The sequence below is a fragment of the Fulvivirga sp. M361 genome, assembly GCF_007097395.1.
In the GTDB taxonomy this organism is placed as follows: domain Bacteria; phylum Bacteroidota; class Bacteroidia; order Cytophagales; family Cyclobacteriaceae; genus Fulvivirga.
On the sequence record NZ_VKDC01000018.1, the window covers coordinates 21,637 to 44,354 of the forward strand.

The 22,718-nt window shown below is 39.9% G+C and carries 13 protein-coding genes; 8 read left to right on the forward strand and 5 right to left on the reverse strand.

Annotated features, from left to right (window positions below):
• Positions 1–4 precede the first annotated feature (4 nt).
• Both FNH22_RS18570 and FNH22_RS18575 read left to right on the forward strand, forming a co-directional pair.
• Positions 5–1,903, forward strand: coding sequence for a sulfatase (locus tag FNH22_RS18570; protein ID WP_143399933.1), 1,899 nt, complete (start codon positions 5–7; stop codon positions 1,901–1,903).
• A gap of 61 nt (positions 1,904–1,964) precedes the next feature.
• Positions 1,965–4,745, forward strand: coding sequence for a sugar-binding domain-containing protein (locus tag FNH22_RS18575; RefSeq protein ID WP_143399934.1), 2,781 nt, complete (start codon positions 1,965–1,967; stop codon positions 4,743–4,745).
• A 20-nt stretch (positions 4,746–4,765) separates the two neighbouring features.
• On the opposite strand, the gene FNH22_RS18580 is transcribed toward FNH22_RS18575, so the two are convergent.
• The 3 genes from FNH22_RS18580 to FNH22_RS32945 all read right to left on the reverse strand — a co-directional run bounded on the left by FNH22_RS18580 (position 4,766) and on the right by FNH22_RS32945 (position 8,082).
• Entirely contained in the window at positions 4,766–6,562 is a 1,797-nt protein-coding gene (locus FNH22_RS18580) for a tetratricopeptide repeat protein (RefSeq protein ID WP_143399935.1), read from the reverse strand.
• Between the two features lie 491 nt (positions 6,563–7,053).
• Entirely contained in the window at positions 7,054–7,761 is a 708-nt protein-coding gene (locus tag FNH22_RS18585) for a hypothetical protein (protein ID WP_143399936.1), read from the reverse strand.
• 246 nt (positions 7,762–8,007) lie between these two features.
• Positions 8,008–8,082 carry a hypothetical protein gene (locus FNH22_RS32945; RefSeq protein WP_143400062.1) on the reverse strand — a complete coding sequence of 25 codons (75 nt, stop codon included), beginning with the start codon at positions 8,080–8,082 and terminating at the stop codon, positions 8,008–8,010.
• Positions 8,083–8,353: 271 nt separating this feature from the next.
• On the opposite strand from FNH22_RS32945, the gene FNH22_RS18595 reads away from it, so the two are divergent.
• The 6 genes from FNH22_RS18595 to FNH22_RS18620 are packed head-to-tail and all read left to right on the forward strand — an operon-like array spanning position 8,354 to position 18,721.
• On the forward strand, positions 8,354–10,525 hold the full coding sequence (locus tag FNH22_RS18595; RefSeq protein WP_143399937.1) for a peptidase domain-containing ABC transporter: 2,172 nt from the start codon (positions 8,354–8,356) through the stop codon (positions 10,523–10,525).
• 9 nt (positions 10,526–10,534) lie between these two features.
• Positions 10,535–12,922, forward strand: coding sequence for an ABC transporter permease (locus tag FNH22_RS18600; RefSeq protein WP_143399938.1), 2,388 nt, complete (start codon positions 10,535–10,537; stop codon positions 12,920–12,922).
• Between the two features lies 1 nt (position 12,923).
• Positions 12,924–14,138, forward strand: a complete 1,215-nt coding sequence (locus tag FNH22_RS18605) for a lanthionine synthetase LanC family protein (protein WP_185154293.1) — start codon at positions 12,924–12,926, stop codon at positions 14,136–14,138.
• Entirely contained in the window at positions 14,138–15,331 is a 1,194-nt protein-coding gene (locus FNH22_RS18610; protein ID WP_185154294.1) for a lanthionine synthetase LanC family protein, read from the forward strand. The genes FNH22_RS18605 and FNH22_RS18610 overlap by 1 nt, the downstream gene beginning before the upstream one ends.
• Positions 15,328–18,372 carry a lantibiotic dehydratase gene (locus FNH22_RS18615; protein WP_143399941.1) on the forward strand — a complete coding sequence of 1,015 codons (3,045 nt, stop codon included), beginning with the start codon at positions 15,328–15,330 and terminating at the stop codon, positions 18,370–18,372. The genes FNH22_RS18610 and FNH22_RS18615 overlap by 4 nt, the downstream gene beginning before the upstream one ends.
• Positions 18,353–18,721: a hypothetical protein gene (locus FNH22_RS18620; RefSeq protein ID WP_143399942.1), complete on the forward strand. Its 369-nt coding sequence runs from the start codon at positions 18,353–18,355 to the stop codon at positions 18,719–18,721. The genes FNH22_RS18615 and FNH22_RS18620 overlap by 20 nt, the downstream gene beginning before the upstream one ends.
• 33 nt (positions 18,722–18,754) lie before the next feature.
• Here the strand turns inward: FNH22_RS18620 and FNH22_RS32950 are convergent, their stop codons facing one another.
• Both FNH22_RS32950 and FNH22_RS18625 read right to left on the reverse strand, forming a co-directional pair.
• A complete protein-coding gene (locus FNH22_RS32950; protein ID WP_221420304.1) occupies positions 18,755–18,949 on the reverse strand; it encodes a class I lanthipeptide in 195 nt (64 codons plus the stop codon).
• A gap of 250 nt (positions 18,950–19,199) precedes the next feature.
• Positions 19,200–22,715 (reverse strand): chondroitinase-B domain-containing protein, encoded by a 3,516-nt coding sequence (locus FNH22_RS18625; protein WP_143399943.1) that lies wholly within the window; start codon positions 22,713–22,715, stop codon positions 19,200–19,202.
• Between the last annotated feature and the right edge of the window lie 3 nt (positions 22,716–22,718).

The following is a 22,718-nucleotide window of genomic DNA, read 5'->3' on the forward strand; positions in this document are numbered from 1 at the left end:
GAGGATGAAGACCCTTGCTTATATACTATTGACCCTGGTTTTTTCTGTTAAGTTTGTTTCAGGACAGGAGAAACCCAATATTCTTTGGATCACCATTGAGGACACTTCCCCCCAGTTTATAGGATGTTACGGTAACAAAAATGCCCGCACGCCGGTCATCGATCAACTTGCCAGTGAAGGAGTGCGCTTCACTGGTGCCTTTTCCACGGGTACGGTATGTTCACCGAGCCGGTCCGCGATCATTACCGGCGTCCCTACGTTTAAGATGGGAACGGGGAACCATCGTAGTACTTATCCTATTCCGGACTTCATTCATGGCTTTCCCCATTACCTGCAGCAACAAGGTTATTATACGTCAAATAACTCCAAAACGGACTATAACGTTGCGAATGAAAAGGATTTTATAAAAGATGCATGGGATGAAAGCTCTAATAAGGCCGGTTGGTGGAACCGCGATGCTGATCAGCCCTTTTTTGCGGTATTTAATTATGCAGCGTCACACCAGTCGCGTACCATGTCGATGCCCTATGAGTGGTATGTAAAGAATGTTTGGGACCACTTGCCGGAACAGGACCGGATCGCTGAGGATGCTTTTGATATGCCTCCGTTTTATCGTGACACTCCCGAAATGCGAAAGCAGTTTGCCCGGGTATATAATTCCATCAAATTGACGGATAACCGGATTGGGAAACTGCTTGAACGACTTGAAAAGGATGGTTTAAGAGAACATACCATCGTATTTTTTTATGCAGACCATGGAGAAGGCATCCCACGGGCAAAAACGAATGGGATCGGGCTGGGTTACCGGGTGCCTTTTGTAGTATGGTTTCCTGAAAAATACAAACACCTGTCTCCCTGGGGGACAGCAGGCGTGGTGACTGATGAGCTGATCAGCTTTGAAGACCTGGCGCCTACCATGGTACGTCTGGCAGGAGGTGAAGTCCCTGAATATATGAAAGGGAGGACATTGATGGGGGAGAATCGTTCCAAACCGGTTGACCATCTTGTACTTTCCGCAGACCGTGCCGATAACGGGCCTGACCTGGTGCGTAGTGTAACCGATGGTAAGTTTATCTACTCACGTAACTATATGCCTTTTATGCCGGAGATGCGGTATATACGCTATGTGGACATCGCTGAAATTACGCAGCACATGCGTTCCGACCTGTTGGCTAATTCACTGGACCCATTACAGCAAAGTATTTTTGGGCCGCGTCCGGACGAATTTCTTTTTGACCTGGAAAAAGATCCCTGGGAGATCAATAACCTTGTAGAAAAATCAGAATATAAAGACATCCTGAGCAAAATGCGCCGTCAATTGAATGCCAGGATGCTGGAAAGCCGTGACGCTCATTTTCTTCCGGAATACGAAATTGGTTTGATCTCGGAAAACAGGACACTTTATGAATACCGGCTGGACCAAAATCTGTACCCGTTCGAGGAAATATACGCCGCTGCATCACTATCAGGAAGAAGGGGGAAAGAAATTGCCAAACGGCAGGTCAGCTTACTGAAAAGTAAGAACAACATCATCCGTTACTGGGCCATCACAGGGCTGCTTAGCCAGGGTGATGAAACCTTACAACCTTACAAAAAAGACCTCCTGGCAGCGATGGAAGACACTTATCCGCCTGTAAGTATAACAGCTTCGGCCATTGTCTACAGACAGTTTAATGAAGACCGTTCGGTAGAACAGCTTAAGTTATTTTGCAGCAATGATAATGCAGGCCTGGCGCTTATGGCCATTAACCACCTGTTATACCTGGATGAAAAACAGCCTTTTGTCGAAACCGTCAAAGCTGTCCATGCCACGTCCAAACGCCCTTATATCGTAAAAGCTGCCTGCATGGATTTTTTAGGAACGCTGGACCTGGTACCCAATGCTGTATCCCATGAACAATGACTTTAACGATAAGTGCTTGACACAAGAAATAACCCATAGGATAATTAAAAATCTAACATGTATGATTAACCGGCCATTGATATCAGATAAAGCATTCAAATACTTCATCACCGGGGTTTTGTTAGTAGCCTCACTGACAGGTTGTGAAACAGGAATTAAAGAAGAGTTAAATATTTCATTATCAGGTGAATGGAAAGTAAAACTTGATCCTTTAGATGAGGGTAAAAGTAGCCAATGGCAAGCCTCAGCATTTAATGGGACCACCATACGGTTGCCCGGCACGCTGGATGATGCAGGCATGGGGGAAGCCAGTACCTTAGAACCTGCTTTAAATAATTACGTGCTATCCAACCTTACCCGGAAACATCAGTACATTGGAAAGGCCTGGTATCAACGTGAAGTGGAGATACCGGAAAGCTGGCAGGGGAAACATATAGAACTTGAACTGGAGCGTGTCTTGTGGCAGTCCAAAGTGTTTGTAGATGGAACCCTGGCAGGAACCGCCGAAAGCCTCATAAGCAGTCATGACCATGACCTCAGCAAGTTACTAACACCAGGGAAACATCTTTTGACGGTGGTGATAGATAATAGTAACCGATATCCATTGATCAACGTAACCGGTGACCGCTATCCTGACCCGGTCAACCAGGAAATGGCTCATGCCTACACGAACCATACACAGATCAAATGGAATGGAATTTTGGGAGATATCCTGTTAAGCGCATCCGATAAGAATAGTCCGCAAAACTTACAGGTTTATCCCAACAGGAAAGAAAGCAAACTGATGTTCACTTATGTACAAGAGGTACCCGAGACGGAAGAAGTTTCACTTGAACTACTGGACCTGCAAGGGAACCGTATTTTCAGCGGAAAACCTTCCTTAGAGGTAAAAGGCGGGAAAATTCATGCGGAGGTCCCTGTTCCCGGTGAACTGGTGTATTGGGACGAGTTCAGACCACAGCTTTATGAGGCCCGGATCGTTAGTGGTGGTGATATTGCATCCACAACTTTTGGCTTCAAAGAAATAGAGAACGATCAAGGTATTTTGAAGCTCAACGGCAGGCGGATCTTTTTAAGAGGTAACCTGGAATGTGCCATTTTCCCATTGACAGGGTATCCGCCTATGCAAAAAGAGGAATGGCTCACATTGATTACGCAAGCCAAAAACTATGGACTGAACCATTTGCGGTTTCACTCCTGGTGTCCGCCAAAAGCAGCCTTTGAAGCCGCCGATGAAGTGGGGTTCTATTTACAGGTAGAGCTACCCCATTGGAGCCTGAAAGTAGGACAAGAGGACAAAACCACGGATTTCCTATATCGGGAAGCGGACAAATTACTCAATGATTACGGCAATCATCCGTCGTTCATTCTAATGTCGCTAGGGAACGAACTGCAAGGTGACATCGGCATTTTAAATGAAATGGTCAGCGAATTGAAAGCAAAGGACGATCGGCATTTATATACTACTACTTCGTTTTCTTTTCAACAGCCTACAGGCACTGTTCCTGAGCAGCAGGACGATTTTTTCATTACACAATGGACAGACAAAGGCTGGATACGCGGCCAGGGAATATTTAACAGCCAAAGCCCGCGATTTGATAAAGATTACTCGGCCAACAGTGACCACATAGATGTGCCGTTGATCTCGCATGAAATAGGTCAGTATTCGGTCTATCCGGACCTAAGTGAAATTCCCAAATACACCGGGGTATTGACACCTCTTAATTTTATTGCCGTAAAGCAGGACCTGGAAAGGAAAGGAATGATCGACCTGGCCGGTGATTTTACCGAAGCTTCCGGAAAACTGGCCGCAATGTTGTACAAAGAGGAAATTGAAAGAGCATTTAAAACCCCTGGGTTTGATGGCTTTCAGTTACTACAGCTCCAGGATTTTCCCGGGCAAGGCACAGCACTGGTGGGACTGCTTAACGCATTCTGGGAATCAAAAGGGATCATTTCTGCAGAAGAATTCAGGAAATTCAACAGCCCCATAGTAATGCTTACGCGCTTTAATAAAGCGGTTTATGAAAATGGAGAAACCTTTAAAGCGGTTGTAGAAGGAGTCAATTTCCTGGAAGACAAGAAAGACCAGGTCATAGATTGGTCCATTAAAAATGAGCAGGGTAATGTTCTTGCCAGTGGTATGCTCGAAAAGGTTCATTTATCCATAGGTAATAACATGGGGTTAGGGACCATTGAATTAACTGTAAACATTGAAAAAGCTGAAAGATGGACGGTCCGGGTAGCTTTACGAGGAACGGAATATGCCAACCACTGGCCGGTTTGGGTATATCCGGAATCAAATGATGCAATGCCTGACAATGTAGTGGTCACCGGCTCGTTTGAAACCGCCCTTACCGCCTTGCAGAGCGGAAAAAACGTTTTGCTAAGTCCGGATACAGAACAGATAAAAGGTATCCAGGGCCGGTTCGTTCCTGTATTCTGGAGCCCGGTCCATTTTCCTGATCAGCCAGGCACTATGGGCTTGCTGATGGATGAAACACATAAAGCATTCAATGATTTCCCCACAAGATCTCATACAGAATGGCAGTGGTGGGACCTGTGCATAAAATCCAGATCCGTGATAATAGATTCTCTGAATGTGCAACCTATCGTAAGAGTCGTTGATAATTTTGTCACCAATCACCAACTGGCCAATGTGTTTGAAGCCAGGGTAGGAAAGGGGAAGTTATTGTTTTCCGCCATTGACCTCCGATCCGATCTGGATAAGCGACCGGTGGCCCGGCAATTACGCCATAGCCTTCTGAATTATATGGCCTCAGAGTCTTTCGAACCGGAAAAGGACCTGACCCCGGATGAGCTGATAGCCATTAAGCAGTAGGCGTATACGGACCAGGCAGCTTAGAGCTGATTAAGCATCTCTACCAGATCGTCTTCATTGGTCAGCTCCAGCTTTTTTCGTAAGCGATACCGGCTCATATCCACACTTTTAGGGGATATGCCCAGGATGGAAGATATCTCTTTAGAGCTTAGCTTCAATCGGAGCAATACCGCCAGTCTTTTTTCACTTCGGGTAAGGTCGGAATAGTTTTCTTCGAGTTTATTGTAAAAAGATTCATAGATGCTGCTCACATGGGCGTCAAACTCTTTCTGATCCCTGTTAATACTTTCATTTTCTTTGATCTTTTTCACCAACTCCTTCACTTTCACATCATCACTTAATCCATTTTTAGACCATTTTTCAATCTCCCGGGTTACGTCAGCTATGAACTCATTTCGTTCTACGATCTGAAGCGCAAAATTCGTTAGCTCCCGGTTTTTAAAGGTTAGTTCCTTTTCTAAGAAGTCCTTTTGGATCTGTTCCGTTTTTAGCTTTTGAACGGTAAGTTCTTGTTTAGTTTTACTACGCTTTATGGAAAGCCCAAGGATCCAAATGGACAAAAGTAATATGATCGCTAAAACAATACCTATTATGTATTGCTGCTTGATCCGGGCTTTATTGAGTTCATTTTTTTGTCTCAGCAACTCATTTTCTCGTTCTTTCTCTGCCGTATTAAACTTTAATTGAAGGTTTAGTATCTCATTCTGTTTGTTCTCATTGTAAACACTGTCATGATACTGTTTATGTTTTCTGAAATAGAATAAACTGTTTTTCAGATCTCCTGCTTTTTCATACGCATTGGAAAGTACCAGTGCAGCTGAATTTAACAGATTGTAGTTTTTCTCCTGCTCATTTATGGTGTAGGCTTCCTCTGCCAGTTGAATGCTTTCATTATATCGTCCCAGTTCTTTAACGGACCCTGCAATATTGATCATAGACAGGCTCATTTGATCTTTAAAGCCGTTTTTCATCTCAATATCGAATGCCTTTCTGTGATAGTATTCGCTTGAGTCATACCTCTGAAGATTGAAGTAAGCGTGCCCTACATTGTTGAATATGGTGGCCCTTCCATAAGCTGATTCAATAAGTTTTAAAGCTGCCTGATAGTATATTAATGCACTGTCATACTTCATTTCTTCTATCAAAAGAAGGCCAATGTTATTATAATTTGATCCGATGTTAAAGGGTCTGTTTAACTCCTCATTCAGGTGCAGGGCTTTCCAATAAAACTCTTTTGCCTTTTCCAGGTTACCCAGGCGCTTGTAAATAATAGCTATGTTATTATAATTATTGGCCAGTGCCTTTTGATTCCCGAGCCGCTCGGCCAGTTTCTGTGATTTTAACGCATAACGAAGCGCTTTTTCAAAATCACCCAATTTTCGATACACTTCGCCGATCAAGGTGTACGCATTGGCAGCACTGAAGCGCTCATTAACCGTTGGTATTCCATCCGGGGCTTCCGAATGGATACGCTCTTCTTCCAAAACAGCGAACTTTTCCAACTTAGCTACCGGCTCCAGAGCTTTTAGAAAGTCTCCTTTGAGGTAATAATTCCGGGTGTATTCCTGGTAGATTATGGGATCTAAAGAGTCTGTTTCATCCCTGATCTCGATCGCCTTATCCAAATAATCAATAGCCTCATCAGGTAATTCCGTTCTGGAGAGACGTTTGGCAATCGTCAGAATAAGTTCTTTCCTTTCAAAAGAGGATAAATCAGTCTCCTGAAGTCTCGTTTTGAGGCTGTCGATAACGAGGGATTGACCAAATATGGGAGAACTGACGGCAAGATAAAAAAGCCAAAAAATGAATTTTTTCATTCTTTTTGTTTTGATCGTGTGGTTTCGTTCATGCCAACGGCATCCTTTCGTGGCATAGTTGATAAGCCGAATGTATAAAAACAATCCGTTACATTTCAATAATATAGCAATGAAATTACCGATTCAAAAATGAAGGCCTGTATTTGGCAAATGACGCTGCTGACCGGTTCCGGCCTGAAATAAGGTTGGGGTCAACTGCTGCCGGGATCCTATACATTGAAGCATAAAAGCTTTCACTGATACTTTTTGTTATTTGTGGTAATGGCAAGATGGAAAAAATAGAATTATGTGGCTCTTATCGTTGAATGGAATGAGTTGAGTTGCTGGTGTTTTAATTGTTGATTTTCATTGCTTTAAGATGTAGTGTTGTGACAGTAAAAGATAATGAGTAAACCAACCTTTTGGCCGATTTACTCATCTGTTTTGATCAACGTTCTCATTCATGCGTTTCCTAAAATGGTCTGCCATGAATTCCCGATGTTATTGATAAGCTAGGCTGGATTGTCATTCGACCATTCCCAACTCCAATCTTTGAAGTTCACCTTCTGCGACGGGATCGTTCCTGTTGCAGGGGGGTAAATGCTGATGGTCTCTGCCTGAAACCGTGCATCTACCGTAGTACCGAATCCTGTTTTTGTTGTCTCAGAAAATATGTTTTGAGCGAAACTCGTGCCATCAAGTTTGAAGTAGGCTTCTTCATTTGGAATATCCAACTGAAATTCTGCCGTATGATAGTCGTTGTCCGGCTCCAAATCCTGTCCGAGAGACTGCCATCCGCTTCCATCCCAATAACGTAAAGCCTTGTAATCCGGGTCAAAGGGATTAATGATCCATTGGAAAGCCAGGCCATAATCTAACTCCGTAGTAGGGCCATCCCATACGAAGAGACCTCCTTCCACTGTCTGTCCATTGAAATCAGTATTGGAAGTGGCTATGGTATAGGGCACTTTAAATTCATAAGAAGCCACATGTGTATCGACCAGCGCATCGGGATCTGTTATCCTGTGAAAAGTGATATTGTGCGCCATGATGCGTCTGTTAAGAATATTGGCCTTAACGACCGACTCTGCCGTTTGATTGACCGTGCTAATGTCAGCCGAGTTCACCGCGGCTTCTCCGGGAGCATTGTAATTTCCATCACCAACATTGACAATCCAATTCGTTAAGTTGGTGCCGCTTTCAGATCTAGTTACAGGCATGTTATAATTATTTAGGTGAAAAGTTGATTCATAAATTAACTCAAATGAATTATAAATCCTACCTATTTAATAATCAATAGTTTATAACAATGATTTAAATGTACACTTTATTGATTGGCCATGTTTATTTAAACCATTAAAGGGGCAGTTTATATAGAACATGCGAAGTACAACATAGATCTGGCTTTGCAAAAAAACAAGCAAAGGAAACCTCTGCCTGCTTAATTGCATACTGGAAAGTGAACACTATTGCTTTATTATCCTTTCAATTATTGTTTTGTTTTTTCCTGTTAGTTTAAAAATATAAACTCCCGGAACCAATGATTGAGTTTTTTAAGATTTTTAAAATTATCAGAGAATCAGCACATTGTTAAAGACTTAAATCCAGTCTATTTAGTTATTTTACAATTTGTAATTTAATAATTATGATAAATAGTTACATTAAACAGATAGTCTGAAGTGAATGCTGTATTTTTAAGATTATTCAAAAGTTTGACAATGCAAATCACCCCTAAAAATTACTCTTCAAAGACGGTATTCTTAACAAGCGATTTTTATAGGCTTTAGCAAAATTCTAAAATTTGTAAAGGTCATGTTTAGAGCAAAATTCCCATTGGTAAGACAAAGCGAGTTGACTGACTGTGGACCAGCTTGTTTGGCTATGGTGTTGAAGTACTATGGCAAAAACGTTCCATTATCCAGGATTAAGGATAGCACTTTTTTGTCCAGGGATGGAACCACCCTTCTGAATTTGAAAGAAACAGCTTATGAGTTCGGTTTGTCAGCTGACGGCTTTAAACTATGCTTGGAAGATTTAAAAAATCAAAGGTTTTTACCGTGTATTGCACATTGGGATAACAACCACTTTGTGGTTGTATACAAATTTCATCAAGGGAAAATCTATGTTGCTGATCCACGAGGTGGACGGGTAAAATACAACGAAAAGGATTTTTTGCATCACTGGGCTGACGAAAGGGATACAAATGGTTTAGTACTTCTATTAAGCACATCTGCTGAGTTCATAAAGAGTAGTGATAAACAGGACAGTTCAAGGGCTTTATTAAGCTACTTGAAAGAGTTTAAGCGGTATCTTTTGATACTTACTATAGGCTTGATATTAGGTAGTATTATACAATTGATCTTTCCATTCTTGACTCAAGCGCTCGTTGATATTGGGATTAAAAAACAAGACTTAGGACTTATTTACTTATTAGGTCTGGGCCAATTGCTATTGTTTATTGGGCAAATACTTGGAGAGGCGATTAGAAGATGGGTACTCATATTTATGAGCGCTCGTGTGAATATTACCATTATAAAGGAGTTTTTATCTAAATTGATGCGGTTACCTCTTAGCTATTTCGATTCAAAACTAGCGGGTGATATTCTCATGAGAATAGAGGATCATGCGAGAATAGAAAGGTTCATTAGCACCTCCTCTCTAAATGTGTTATTCTCTGTTGTTAATTTACTCATTTTTAGCCTGGTACTTATTTCCTACAACATTTTGATCTTTTGGATCTTTCTTATCATGAGTATTGGTTATGTCATTTATATCTGGCTTTTCTTAAAAAAGAGAAAGGAATTTGACATCCAAAAATTTGGGTTAAATGCCAAAAATCAGAGTGCTCTGATTCAAATAATTGTAGGCATGACCGAAATCAAGATGAACTCTGCTCAAGAAAGAAAAGAAAAAAAATGGGTAGAAAATCAAGAAGATATTGCGGATGTGAATATAGAAGGGAATAAGTATCGTCAATTTCAAGAGCTAGGAGGTGGTTTGATAAATCAGCTAAAAAATATTTTAATCACTTTTATTTCAGCAAGGGCAGTGGTTCAAGGTGATATGACATTGGGAATGATGATCTCTGTACAGTACATTATTGGTCAATTAAATGCCCCTCTTACTTCATTATTGGCATTCTTTCAGGAGTTACAAGATGCAATGCTAAGTATATCCAGAATTGAAGAAGTTAAGAATATGCCTGATGAAGAATTTTCTGCACAGATTGCTGAAATAGAACCTGAAGCATCAATTAGTGTAGAAAGTATCGATTTCCATTATGAAGGGCCTCATTCTCCAAAAGTGCTTTCAAACATTTCGGCTCATTTACCTTTTGCCAAAACGACCGCAATTGTGGGCACAAGCGGAAGTGGAAAAACAACTCTAATGAAGTTACTATTGAAATTTTATCAGCCAAATCAAGGTAGGTTAATGGTGGGAGCAGTGGATCTTGATGACATTTCCAGTAAATACTGGAGGGAACAGTGTGGAGTTGTAATGCAGGATGGATATATTTTTTCTGACAGTATTAAGGGTAATATATGTTTGGCATCAGACATTGTGGATCAACAACGACTTGAATATGCCATGAAAATCTCTAATGCAAATGAGTTTATTGAACGTCTTCCCAAAAAAGAAATGACTATGGTAGGCATGGATGGTTCTGGCTTGAGCCAAGGACAGAAACAACGCATACTTATTGCAAGGGCAGTTTATAAGAATCCGAAGTATTTTTTTCTGGATGAGGCGACATCCGCACTGGATACAAATAATGAGCGTATAATCTATAACAATCTACAGATGTTTTTCAAAAACAAAACGGTAGTCGTTATTGCCCATCGGCTCAGTACAGTTAAAAATGCAGACCATATACTAGTTCTTGAAAAAGGGCAGTTGGTAGAATCCGGGACACATACTCAGTTGGTCCAACAGAGTGGATATTATTTTAACCTGGTTAAAAACCAATTGGAACTTGTATCATAACTTTAAGCAATGTTCAGAAATTATTTTTATTCACTCATCAGATCGTATAGGAAAGACTACTCACTTAATATCCTGAGTATCGTTATGATGTCTTTAGCTTTGGGGACATCTTTCTTTAGCTACCAATATGGGGCCTATTTATCCAATTATGAGAGTCATAATAAAAATAGAGAAAATGTATTTCGATTGGTCAGAGCGGTGCATAAAAACGGTGAGATAGAACTGAGTAGCGCTTTTGTATTTCCGAGAATCAAAACTGTCATAGAGGAAACTCTACCAGGTGTAAATAAAATAGGACGTATCTTTAAAAGGCAGGGGACCTTGTCTTATGATGACGTACGATTTAATGAGTTCAATATTTACAATGCCGATGACGAAATTGTTGATTTGCTCGATCTTAAAATAGCGAGTGGCAATGTCAAGGAACCCTTGGTAGACCCGAATTCAGCAATAATATCACGCTCTTTGGCGGAGAAATACTTTCAAAAGGTTAGCCCAATAAGTAAAGTGATTAGACTCAATGATGAAGAGTATGTGGTTAAAGCTGTATTCCAGGATCTGCCCAAAAGTAGTCATATTAAGATTGATGCTCTCTTTTCATACAGCACTTTTAGCAACCTGAAGCATTTTAACACCAGTTGGTCTTGGAACAATGTATATTGTTATTTAAGTACAACAACACCTGATCTGATTGAAAGTCAAATCGAGCAAATTGTTAAAGAAAATGAAGAGGCAATCAATAAAGGACTCATCATTCAAACCACTTTATTCCTTCAAAAGCTGGATGAAATCTTCTTATCTACTATCACTGATAATCTTCCGGACAAAATTGATAAACGCGTTCCATACTATTACATGATAATTTCTTTAATCGTTTTACTGGTTGCACTATTCAACCTTTTAAACATCAATGCCTCAAGGACCATCGGGAGGATGAAAGAGATAGGCATGAGAAAGATACTGGGTTCTTCTTCTTTTGGGATATGCAGTATCTTTTTTCTGGAAGCTGTTTTTTTTAGCTTGATCACCATTGCTCTGACAATAGTTAGCTTTTATCTCTACGCTGACAACATATTAAATTGGCTGGATTTTGACGGGAGGTTGCAAGATATAGTCCATATCAACGGTATATTACAATTTACCGCCATCTATATTTTTGGAATAACAGTAACATGGCTTGTATCTAGCATTGCCTTTGTTAAAATTAAGTCGATAAGCGCTCTTCAAGGTGGAGATAAAAAGCTCTTTACGAATTATCAACTACGCAAGTACTTACTGGGTGGACAGGCCTTTCTTGTATTATTAGTTGTTCAAATACTCCTGGTAGTTTATTTACAATATCGTTTTGTGATTCAAGGTGATGCCCAAATTTCTACTAAGAATTATTTAATACTTGAGCCGCCAAATGTTACTTCAGATTCTTATTTGAATGATATTGACATCTTCAAGAATCATCTCAAATCTTATTCCGGTGTTGATAATATTAGCATAGCATCGAGCATACCCGGAGAACGAATAGTTGATTATTTTCAGAATAAGGTTAAACTAGATAAAGAAGATCAATTCAGTCCCGAATTGTTTTACTTTATTTTAATTGATGATGAATTCTTTGAGACTTTTAATTTGAAGCTTGTAAGCGGTAGAAACTTTGACTACTCAATAGCGGCAGATGAAGGAAATGTCATTATTAATGAAGCAGCAGCTGTCCGTCTTGGTTTTGAGAAGGAAGAAGACGCGTTAGACGAATTGATAACCACCCCATATGGAACTCATAGGGTGATAGGAATAGTCAGAAATTATCATCATGAATCCTCAAAGAGTAACATTGAGCCTGTTTTATTTATGTTGGACATAGATTTTTGGGGATATTTTGTGATAAAACCAAAAGGACTTTTGAATAAAGACCTCATTGATTACATAAAAATAAAATGGAAGGAACTGGCGCCTGAAAGTGCATTTTCCTATTTCTACTTTGATGAATTTTATCGTAAGCAATACCACACCGAAGAAAGATTCATCACAATACTATTTATTTTGGCAGTAGTCATCTTGGTGATTTCCCTTGGAGGGCTAATTGGTATGACTACTCACACATTAAGTAAAAAAATGAAAGAGATGGCAGTGCGTGTTACGTTGGGGGCAGTGTTTACCGACCTCCTTTACAACCTCTTAAAAGAATACTTGAACATCGTAGTGTCGGCGACTGTGTTAGGAACGCTTGTCAGTTACTACCTGCTGGACAGATGGCTACAAAAATTTGCTGATGCTATCAACCATATTTTGTTTCCTATGACGATTGCTGGTAGCCTGATCTTGTGTTTCATTGTTTTTGTTTTTTGGATAATACTCTTCGCGATCAGGCATCGTATTACTGATACACTTAAAAATGAAATGTGATATGAGTTGGGAGCCTATTCTGCCTTTTGATGTGACATTTTTAGAAAGAGAAATTTCGACAGTTGACCTTGCTCTGGCTCATTCTCAAGATCACTCATTATTTGATGGAAAATCGGGTTTGATCCTTTTAAATTACTATGCGTATAAATCTAGTCAAAATGATAATTATATGCTTAGAGTCGAGCAGTTGTTGGAAGAGAGCATTGACGATTTTGAGGATAACAGGTATCCATTGAATTTTTATGCAGGCATTATAGGACTGGGCTGGTGCATCAATTGCCTTATTAAAGAGGATTGCAAAACTTTTAGTTTTTTAGAAGAATGGACAAAAAATATTGATGAGGTATGCCATTTGTTGATACAACAAAAAATTAATGAGTTGCCCTTGGATATTCACTATGGATTGCTTGGAATAGGGTTATATCTTCTTGAAAAAAGGGTTGTTCCGAAGTTGCTGCTTGAGTCAATCGTGCTGAAAATTAAGGAACGGTCAATCTTGACCGCATCAGGTGTTACCTGGCCTGATTATGTAGGTATGAAGAATCGTAATACCTCTGAGCTGGAATATTCGCTTGGTTTTCATTACGGTGTATGTGGGATTTTAAGCTTTCTTTATAGATGTCATCAAGCCGATATAAAACCTGAGGTATGTAAAGAGCTGATCCTCTCGAGTTGTGGATGGATGTTTAGGCTCAAATCCGATTTTAATTTTACAAACACTTTTTATCCGGAAGAAATTAATAAGGATGGGATATATATACCATCTTCTCGGCTATGGAGTTCCAGTGAGTTGTCAATCATGATTATTTTTCTTTTAAGTGGTCTGAAGTTTGATCAAAAAGAGCTGGAGATCCAATCATCAAAAATTTTGGAACGATCCGCGTTGCAACATAGCTTGTCAGTGATGAGGGATCACGACGGCCCGCTGCATAATCAAGGTTTACTTTATGGTTACTCTGGGGCATTATTATCGTACAACTACTTTTATCAGCAGACAAAAGTCCCTCTGGCGAAAGAATTGGCTTTAAGTTGTTACAATGCCTTGATCAAATTAATTCAGGAAAAAAATTATTTTGATCCTTATGCCAGAAAATGGATCAGGGATCATTCATTGGCCAACGGCTCAATAGGAATTTATCTAACCATTCTTTCAGGTATGTCCAAAACGCCTCCTTGTTGGATTCAAGGCTTTCATCTACCGCTGGAAATTGTTTAATGGAAAATATAGACATTTATCTAAAGAGTTTAGCAGAAAACCTTAAAGGTTTTAAGGATCATTCCCTTATTAATGGAAGCGGCGGTGCAATTTTATATTTGATTTATTACGGAAGGGCAACTAATCAGCAGAAATATCTTGCAAGAGCAATAGAGCTTTTGCAGCAAGCCATAGAACACTTTGCTCATAATAACAAAAGCAAGTCAACTTTCGGGTACGGTTTTATTGGAGTGGCCTGGCTCACTCAATTCTTAAATAATGAAGGCATTTTATCGAGAGGCGATATTTCATTTTTGGACGAAATAGATGAAGTTATATTTGAGAGTCTCATTGCTGCCAACGAAGAACAGAACTATGATCTATTTGCAGGATCCATTGGTTGCGCCTTATACTTTGTAGAAAGAAAGAACGCAATGACAACACTAGCCTTGAATGAATTCATTGGAGGGCTTGAAATGATTCACCAAAAAGATGAATTTGGTATAAAGTGGCCTGACTTTTTCAAACCAATTGATACTGACATACCTGAATACAACCTGGGAATGGCCCATGGGTCGCCAAGTATTGTCAGTTTTCTTTGTTCCGCTTTTGAATACATCGAAAATAAGGAAAAGGTGATAGTCCTAATTCAAAAAACTATATCCTGGATCAGGCATTATAAACAAGATGTCAGCTTTGGTTCATATTACCCAAGTATTATTAGCGACAGAATAACACTCCCTCAAAAAAGTGCACTAAGCTGGTGTTATGGAGATTTAGGGATCGCATTTTCATTCATCAAAGCCGGGGAATTATTAAATGATAACTCACTGATCGAAGAGGCCTATGAACTCGTTCTTAATGCAGCTACAAGAGATATGAAAGATTCTCTGATTTTTCATTCAAAAGAATATCATGAAGCCTGCTTTTGCCATGGTTCAGCCGGTAATTCATATATGTTTATGAAGCTATTTAGCTATTTCAAAGATAAAAAAATTCAGACGGCTCAGCATTACTGGTTCAAGCAGTTCTCTGAACTAAGACTTAAGATGTCCAATAGGTTTTCATTTTATTCCTATAACGAACAGGACGAGTTAGAATGGAATGATGACCTGACAATTCTTGAGGGTATTTCAGGGATTGGTTTAGTCCTTTTGGCAAAATTACATGTCAATTGCCAGAACTGGGATAAAGTGTTTCTCTTAGATATATGAATGACGCAAAGTTAATACCTTCAGAGAAAGTTTTTTTGAGAACTCCACTGGTTGAGTCATCTGTCCTGAAAAAGCTACATAATTTATCAATTGATATCATTTTAGACTTTATTAAGAATGATAGTCTGATTTTGGAATCGATATTCATCGCTAACCCCTTACTCCACAAACGCATCACAGATCTTAAGCAAAATGATAAGGTTGATGAGCTTTTCAAAACCACTTTATTGAAGTACCTGATAAGAATGGCTTACAGAGCCACTCCTTATGGTCTTTTCGGAGGTGTATCGGAATTAGAAGTGACTACTTGTACAGAAATTATTTTATCTAGTCCGAAGGACTGGCTGAGACAAGTACGCCTCGATATGCACGTGCTCTGTGCAATAATTGATAAGTACAAATATTCAAATGATACTCTTTACTTTCCAAATAATACAATTTATGATACAGGAAAAACACTGAGATATGTGGAGTACCAGGAAAAAAAAGTGTATAGAGAATACATGCTGGCGTCGATAGAAAAAGATGAATACATTGAGCTCATACTGGATCAGGCATCGACAGGTAAAACTCTTGCAGGTCTGGTGAAAACTATAGTTGATACTGGAATTGAAGAAAGTACCGCCTACGAGTATATTAAAAGTACTATTGATAGTAAAATATTGATTAGCAATTTGGAACCCAGTGTGATTACAAATGCTACGTTTAGTAAATTGAAATCAGCTATTCCCGACTACAAAAAAATTAAAGAACTTTTAAATCAAATAGGTGTTGAAAGTAACGCGAATGTAGAGCGATACAAAGAAATACAAGATAAATTACGTGTACTTAATGTAGAATTTGATGAAAACAATTTCATTCAGCTCGATTTATACAAACCTCTGATCAAAGGTGAAATTGATAAAAAACGGATCGGAGAGCTATCCGAAGCAATCATTTTCTTATCAAAAATTAATAATCCTAGATTGTATGACTCAAAGGATTTAAATCGATTTAAGAAAAAATTTGTAGAAAAGTATGATGAGCAGGAGGTGCCATTACTTGAGGTCTTAGATCCAGACTATGGTATAGGCTTTCCTATTGATAAACCAAGAATTAAAGATGATAATATTTTCCTTACCCATTTAAACTATGCAAGCAACACGAGGAGTGAGAATAAATCAGTAGATTATGTTCTTAATGACACTATTTTTAAACGACTTCAAGAAAAACTGATTGATACACTCCAAAACAATGAATACGAAATTGTATTTACTGATTATGACCTTGAATCAGACGCGAATTCACCAACTTTTCCAAGTTCGCTGTACTCCCTCTGTACGTTGGTGGAGCTTGACGGAAGTGATACCTTACTTCATGATATAACAACCGGACCCTCAGCTTCACAATTGATAGCCAGGTTTGGATTTATGACAGAATCTCTTTCACAATTTTGTAATCAGGTCCAAAAATACGATCAGCAGTCCACAGAATTTGTCATAGCAGAAATAAATCACTTAGTGAACAACAGAATTGGAAATATTCTCATCCACTCCAACCATGATGGGTATGAAATCCCCATTGTAAGTCCTGGTTTTTTTCATGATAAGGTCATTCCTCTATCTGATTTGATGGTATCGGTCAATGACGACAGGGTTTTTTTGAGAAGTAAAAACTTAAAAAAGTTTGTTGAGCCACGATTGACCACCGCGCACAATTTTACGGAATACACTACACCACATTATCATTTCCTGTGTGCACTTCAATTCCAGGCAAACCTTATTGAATTAGGTTGGAATTGGGGAACTTTTGTAAGTTTTCCGGTTTTGCCACGTGTAAAATTTAAAAAGGTCGTACTAAGTGCGGCCAGATGGAATTTCACGGATTTATGTATAGGTTTTACAGATTGGGAAGACAAGTTCAACCAGTTTAGTATCAAGTATAAATTACCTGAGGAAATAGTAGTTGCAAATAGTGATACGAAATTACTCGTAAACCGTAGCTTACAGGTCGCATCAATAATTTTGTTTAAAGAATACAAACGAAATAACTACCTCATAATGGAAGAACACTTCCCGGAATCTAACCTTATAAAAGATTCTGCCGGAAGGGTGTATAGGAATGAGCTAATAGTACCCTTTTTTACCAAAGTCAAAAATGAAATACCTTTTCGGCCTGCAAATAAAAAGGTGGAGAAGAGGATTACTAGAACGTTCAATCCCGGAGTAGAGTGGCTGTTTTATAAAATTTATTGTTCTGAGATCTCAAGTAATCAGTTACTTGTTAAAGTAATCGAACCTTTGATTAGAAGATTAACGGATGAAAACAGCATTGAGAAATGGTTTTTTATTAGGTATGCTGACCCTCAATATCACTTACGATTGAGGCTAAAGTATACTCATAATCATAGAGAAAAGGCGATGAACACCTTTAATTCCTTCATGGCAGACTCCCAAGTGCACCGTCTGGTGAGCAATGTTTCGATCCATTCTTATTCCCGGGAGTTAGAAAGGTATGGTAATGAAATTACAGAATCAGAGTCGCTATTTTCAATTGACAGTCATTATGTTCTTAACATATTAACTGAAGTACATAAATATGAAGACAGTCAGGACTTGTTCAAAATAATTTCAATTATGATTGCAATTGATCATTTGTTAACTAATACGGGATTCGATACGACGACATACAAGATAGAATTCTGTAAGCAAGCGAAAGATGAAATGATAAGAGATCTTGATATTAATAGACAAAGTTTTAATAAATCGAGTTCTAAACTCTTCCGGAAAAATTTTCACAATAAAACTTTAGAATCTCTAACGAATGATTTGCCAGCAGATATTCGCTTAATTTTGGAAGAACGAATACATAGTATAGATCTGCTTTTCCTTAATAAACATGATTTCCAAGTCGAGTTTAAAAATATTATTGGAAGTCATATCCACATGTCAATAAATAGAATGTTCAAAGTCCACCAACCGTTAATTGAATTGGCTATTTATGACTATCTCTTTCAGCTATACAGATACGAAATAAAAAGGAATGCAAAGCTTAAAAAATAAAGAGTCGATTTCATTTAAATGGGTTTATGCTACATACAGTGCCGTATTATTGATTATAGTAATTTTTTTCATTGGATTAAAGCATATTTACTTCTATGAAGAAATTGATTGTAAGGTCAAAATGAATAGTACAGGATATGTTTCTATAGAAACGGATGAATATTTAATGGAAAACATGATCCTCTCTTTAAAGGATATGGAAAGTCAGTTGGAATTCAATGTCAAAGAAAAGAAAGGAGATAATTACCTTTTGGTTAATAAAAGCGGCATTTTGATTTCGGCAGATAGGAGTTACTCCTGTTTTGTTAAAAGATCGCTTCTGGAATGGTTAAAAACAGTAATAGAATGAATAGAGGGAGGAATCACCTCCCTCAATGAGTTACTAATCACTGTCATCATCACTATCACAAGGGGAGCAAGCACAACAAGTAGGTCTGTTGTTAGAACACCTTGAGGTCTTTGTTCTACCTGTTGAATCATCGGAGTCATTACCTCCACGTGTGGCGAACATTTGAGATTTAGTCAAATTCGTAATAGTTGACTTCCTTAAACTTAATTTTTTACTTAAGTCTTTCATAATGATTTATTTAGGGGTTAAGCGTTTTTTGTATAAATAAATATATACAAATTTATATAAATTGACACTATTAAAGTGCTGTAAGTTTGCTGAAATTGGAAATTCATAAATAAGACCTATGCCTGCATGTAGGTCTACTAAAGAGCAGATGAACTATTTCAACAATAGGCAATAGAACTATGCAGATCCAACCTCAATTAACAGGCAAAGGAAACCTCTGCCTGCTTAACTACATACCAAAAAACGAACGCTATTGCTTTATAATTCTTTCAATGAGGGTTTTATCTTTTCCTACCAGTTTGAAAATATAAACTCCGGGAACCAACGCTGACAGTTCAACTTCGTATGCTGAATCATTGAGCGGCTGATCCATTACAGACCTTCCTGTCTGATCAAAAACCAGGACGGATTGATAATTATCTGCATTTCTTATACTCACACTGCCATTGGCAGGATTAGGATAAAAATACACGGTCTTAAGACTTGCTAATTCTTCTGTATGGGAGAGGGGTGGTTCAAGTGCTGTTATCGTAACATCAGGGGGAGAAGTAGAAACATATCCAAATATTCGTAGTTCATCCAGGCTAATCCATGGTCCGCTATATCCACTCGCCCCGGTGACCGTAATTCTCACATACCTGGCGTTAACGTCTGCAAAAGTATCTGATATGGGTGAGTTGTTAGACCCATTGGTAGTATTATTACTTCTGTCTACGATCTGAGTATATGGACCGGCGGAACTGGTGGCTGATTCAATACTATATTGATACGCCCTGTCATTGTAGCATATTAATGCTGCACTGCTTATGATATGATCTGCTCCAAGATCAACCACTAAAGACTGTGGGAACCCTGATGCTGACCAGCGTGAATCAACATCTCCATCCACCACATTGGAACCGGGATGGGTAGATTGCTCGCTTGATGGACTCACAGGCTTATTCAAAGCAACATTCGTGGCATCAGGGGTTGTTGTGGTTACAGTAATAGAACTTATATCCGTAAAACCACCGTCAGTGGTCGTAACAGTCACCGTAGCTGACCCTGCGCTTTGAGCAGTTACCAGGCCATTGGAACTCACGGTTGCCACGGAAGTGTTGTTGCTACTGTAGTTTACCGTTTGATCAGTCGCATTGGACGGACTAATGGCCGCCGTGAGTTGCTGTGTTTCGCCAACCGCTAATGAGACATTAACCGGTGATAATGACACTCCTGTTACGGCAATGGTGGTCTGGTCTGATTCACCAAATACCCTGAATTCATTCAGGCTCACCCAACTGCCGGAGTAATCGGAAGCCCCTGATACTGTAATACGAATGTAACGGGCATTAACAGGTGAAAAAGTATCTATTATTGGGCTGGTGGCCGTTCCTTGTGTGGTGTTGGCACTTCTATCCACGATCTGAGTGTAAGTTCCGCCTGAAGTAGTGGCAGCTTCAACAACATACTGATAGGCGCGGTCATTATAACAAACCAATTCGGTCCTTTCTACATTAAATAGTGCTCCAAGATCGACTACGGCAGATTTGGGAAAACCTGACGATGACCAACGCGTAGCCGTAGCCCCATCGATTAAATTTGCAGGAACATTATCGGCATCAGCAGTCCCTGTAGCCGTTATTGTCTTATTTAAGGCGAGGTTGGTGCCCGATGACGGAGCTGTGACCGTGATGATACTGCTATCCGTAAATCCACCGTCGGCGGTGGTGACAGTGAGCGTGGCTGACCCTACACTCTGGGCAGTGACGAGGCCACTTGAACTTACAGTGGCTATGGATGTATTGTTGCTGCTGAAGCTTACACTTTGATCAGTCGCATTTGATGGACTAACCGTGGATATAAGTTGTTGTGTTCCACCCGGCGCTAATGAAATATTTGCTGGTAATAATGATACATCGGTTACCGCTACAGGAGCGATGAATCTTGCCTGAGTTACCGTAACGGTTCTCGTTAAGGAACCTCCTGTGACAGTTACTACGCCTGACCTGTCTGTACCACTGCTGTTGGCCGTCACAGTGACCATAACACTGCCGTTATCAGACCCGGAGGTGGGACTAACACTTATCCACGATTGATCATTCGTCACCGACCAACTTACGTTGGACGATATCGTGATCGTTTTGCTCCCGGAGAATGACGTGAAATCACTTAAAGGTGAAACTGATAGAACCACGGAAGAACCTATCGCACAGATGCTTAACGTGCCACCGGTAGCATCTAAGAAACATGCTCCTACCTCTGTGCCTACCTGGCTGTTTGTAAATGGTGAAAACACCACACTTCCGCTTCCCCCGGAAACCTCATGTGCACCGATGTCCATGTCACTATTGGGGCGTGAGCGACCTTCAATATCAAAGTTTACAGTGGCGCTGTAATCACTGCCCGCGGCATTGGCCGCAGGCCCGGAACTGCTGGGTTTAAAGATCTCTCCACTTGCTGAGAAGTTAGCATTTGCATTAGTTATTCCGGAAGAAGAAATACCGATAGCGGAACCCCCTGCGATATTCCCCACATACTGCATTCCCTGTCCGGTCCCTGAAATATCACCTGTAACAATGTCAGACCGTGTGGTGTAAATTGCATTGTAAGCTAACACGCCTCTGGGGTCATAACTGGATCGGTCATTATAGTATATCGGTGATTCAGAATTGTAAATGGTGTTGAAAGCCACTACTATGTCGTCTACCCTTTGATAGCCATTGGATGTCCCTCCGGATGCTGCTGAGCCACCGACGAGGGTAATGGGATTATTCCACTTATCGCCAGTGCTGATAACGTCTTGGATATAGTTATTGGTAATGACATGGAAGCTATCCGATATACGTATGCCTCCTGTTCCTTCAACATTCTCTCCCAGGAAGAAATTACCGTCTATTGTGGCACCGGCGCCATGTCGTAATACCAGGGAACCACGACATCTGCGAAAGGTATTGTTTCGGTATATGTTATTGGCGCTTTTGTTGGTTATAATCTCATTTTCTCCATCCGCTTTGAAGAAGTAATTTCCTTCCACCGTGACACTGGCACTTTTATCCTGGAACTCGCTGGTTCCCACACGTATCGTTTCACTGTCACCGGCATGTGTTGTCCCGGAAACTCTTTTTATGAAATTGTAGAAATAATTGTTCCTGATCTGATGCCCGACAGGGTTGAAGTCATTGTATTCCAGTTCCACTAAAACCAAAGCCCCCGGGCTGTTTTTATTCAGAAAGGAACAGTTTTCCACCACGTTGTTAGTACCGTATAGTACAATCCAACGGTGTTTATCCGTTCCGCTGGGTGTTAGGTTGTTAAACGCGCAATTTCTGATCGTAGAATGATTGGCATATACACTATTTTTCCTGAACTGAACATGATTATTGGCGGCGGACCCTTCCTTCCAGTAGAAGCCTTCTATGATCACATGATCCCCGGAAATGTCCATGGTGGTTTCTCCTGTAAAAATGACCCCGCCGGGTGTCTGTGCCCGTAATATGATGGGACTACCCGCAGTACCATTTGCTGTGAAATTTATCCTCTGATCATTGCTATAGGTACCATTTATCCACGTGACTACGTCCCCTGGTGATAAGCTCAATGCATTGAATTGACTGGCTGAGTTAACCGTAAAGTCTGTGGCAAAAATCGTATTTGTTGAAAATAGGAGCAGGCCAAATGACAGAAGCATGTTATACCGGGTAAAAGACCTTACCGGTCCGGGCGTGTCATTACATGTGCAGGTACCTTTGAGGTTCTGCACACCATTGGTTTGTTGGATTGATTGCATAAT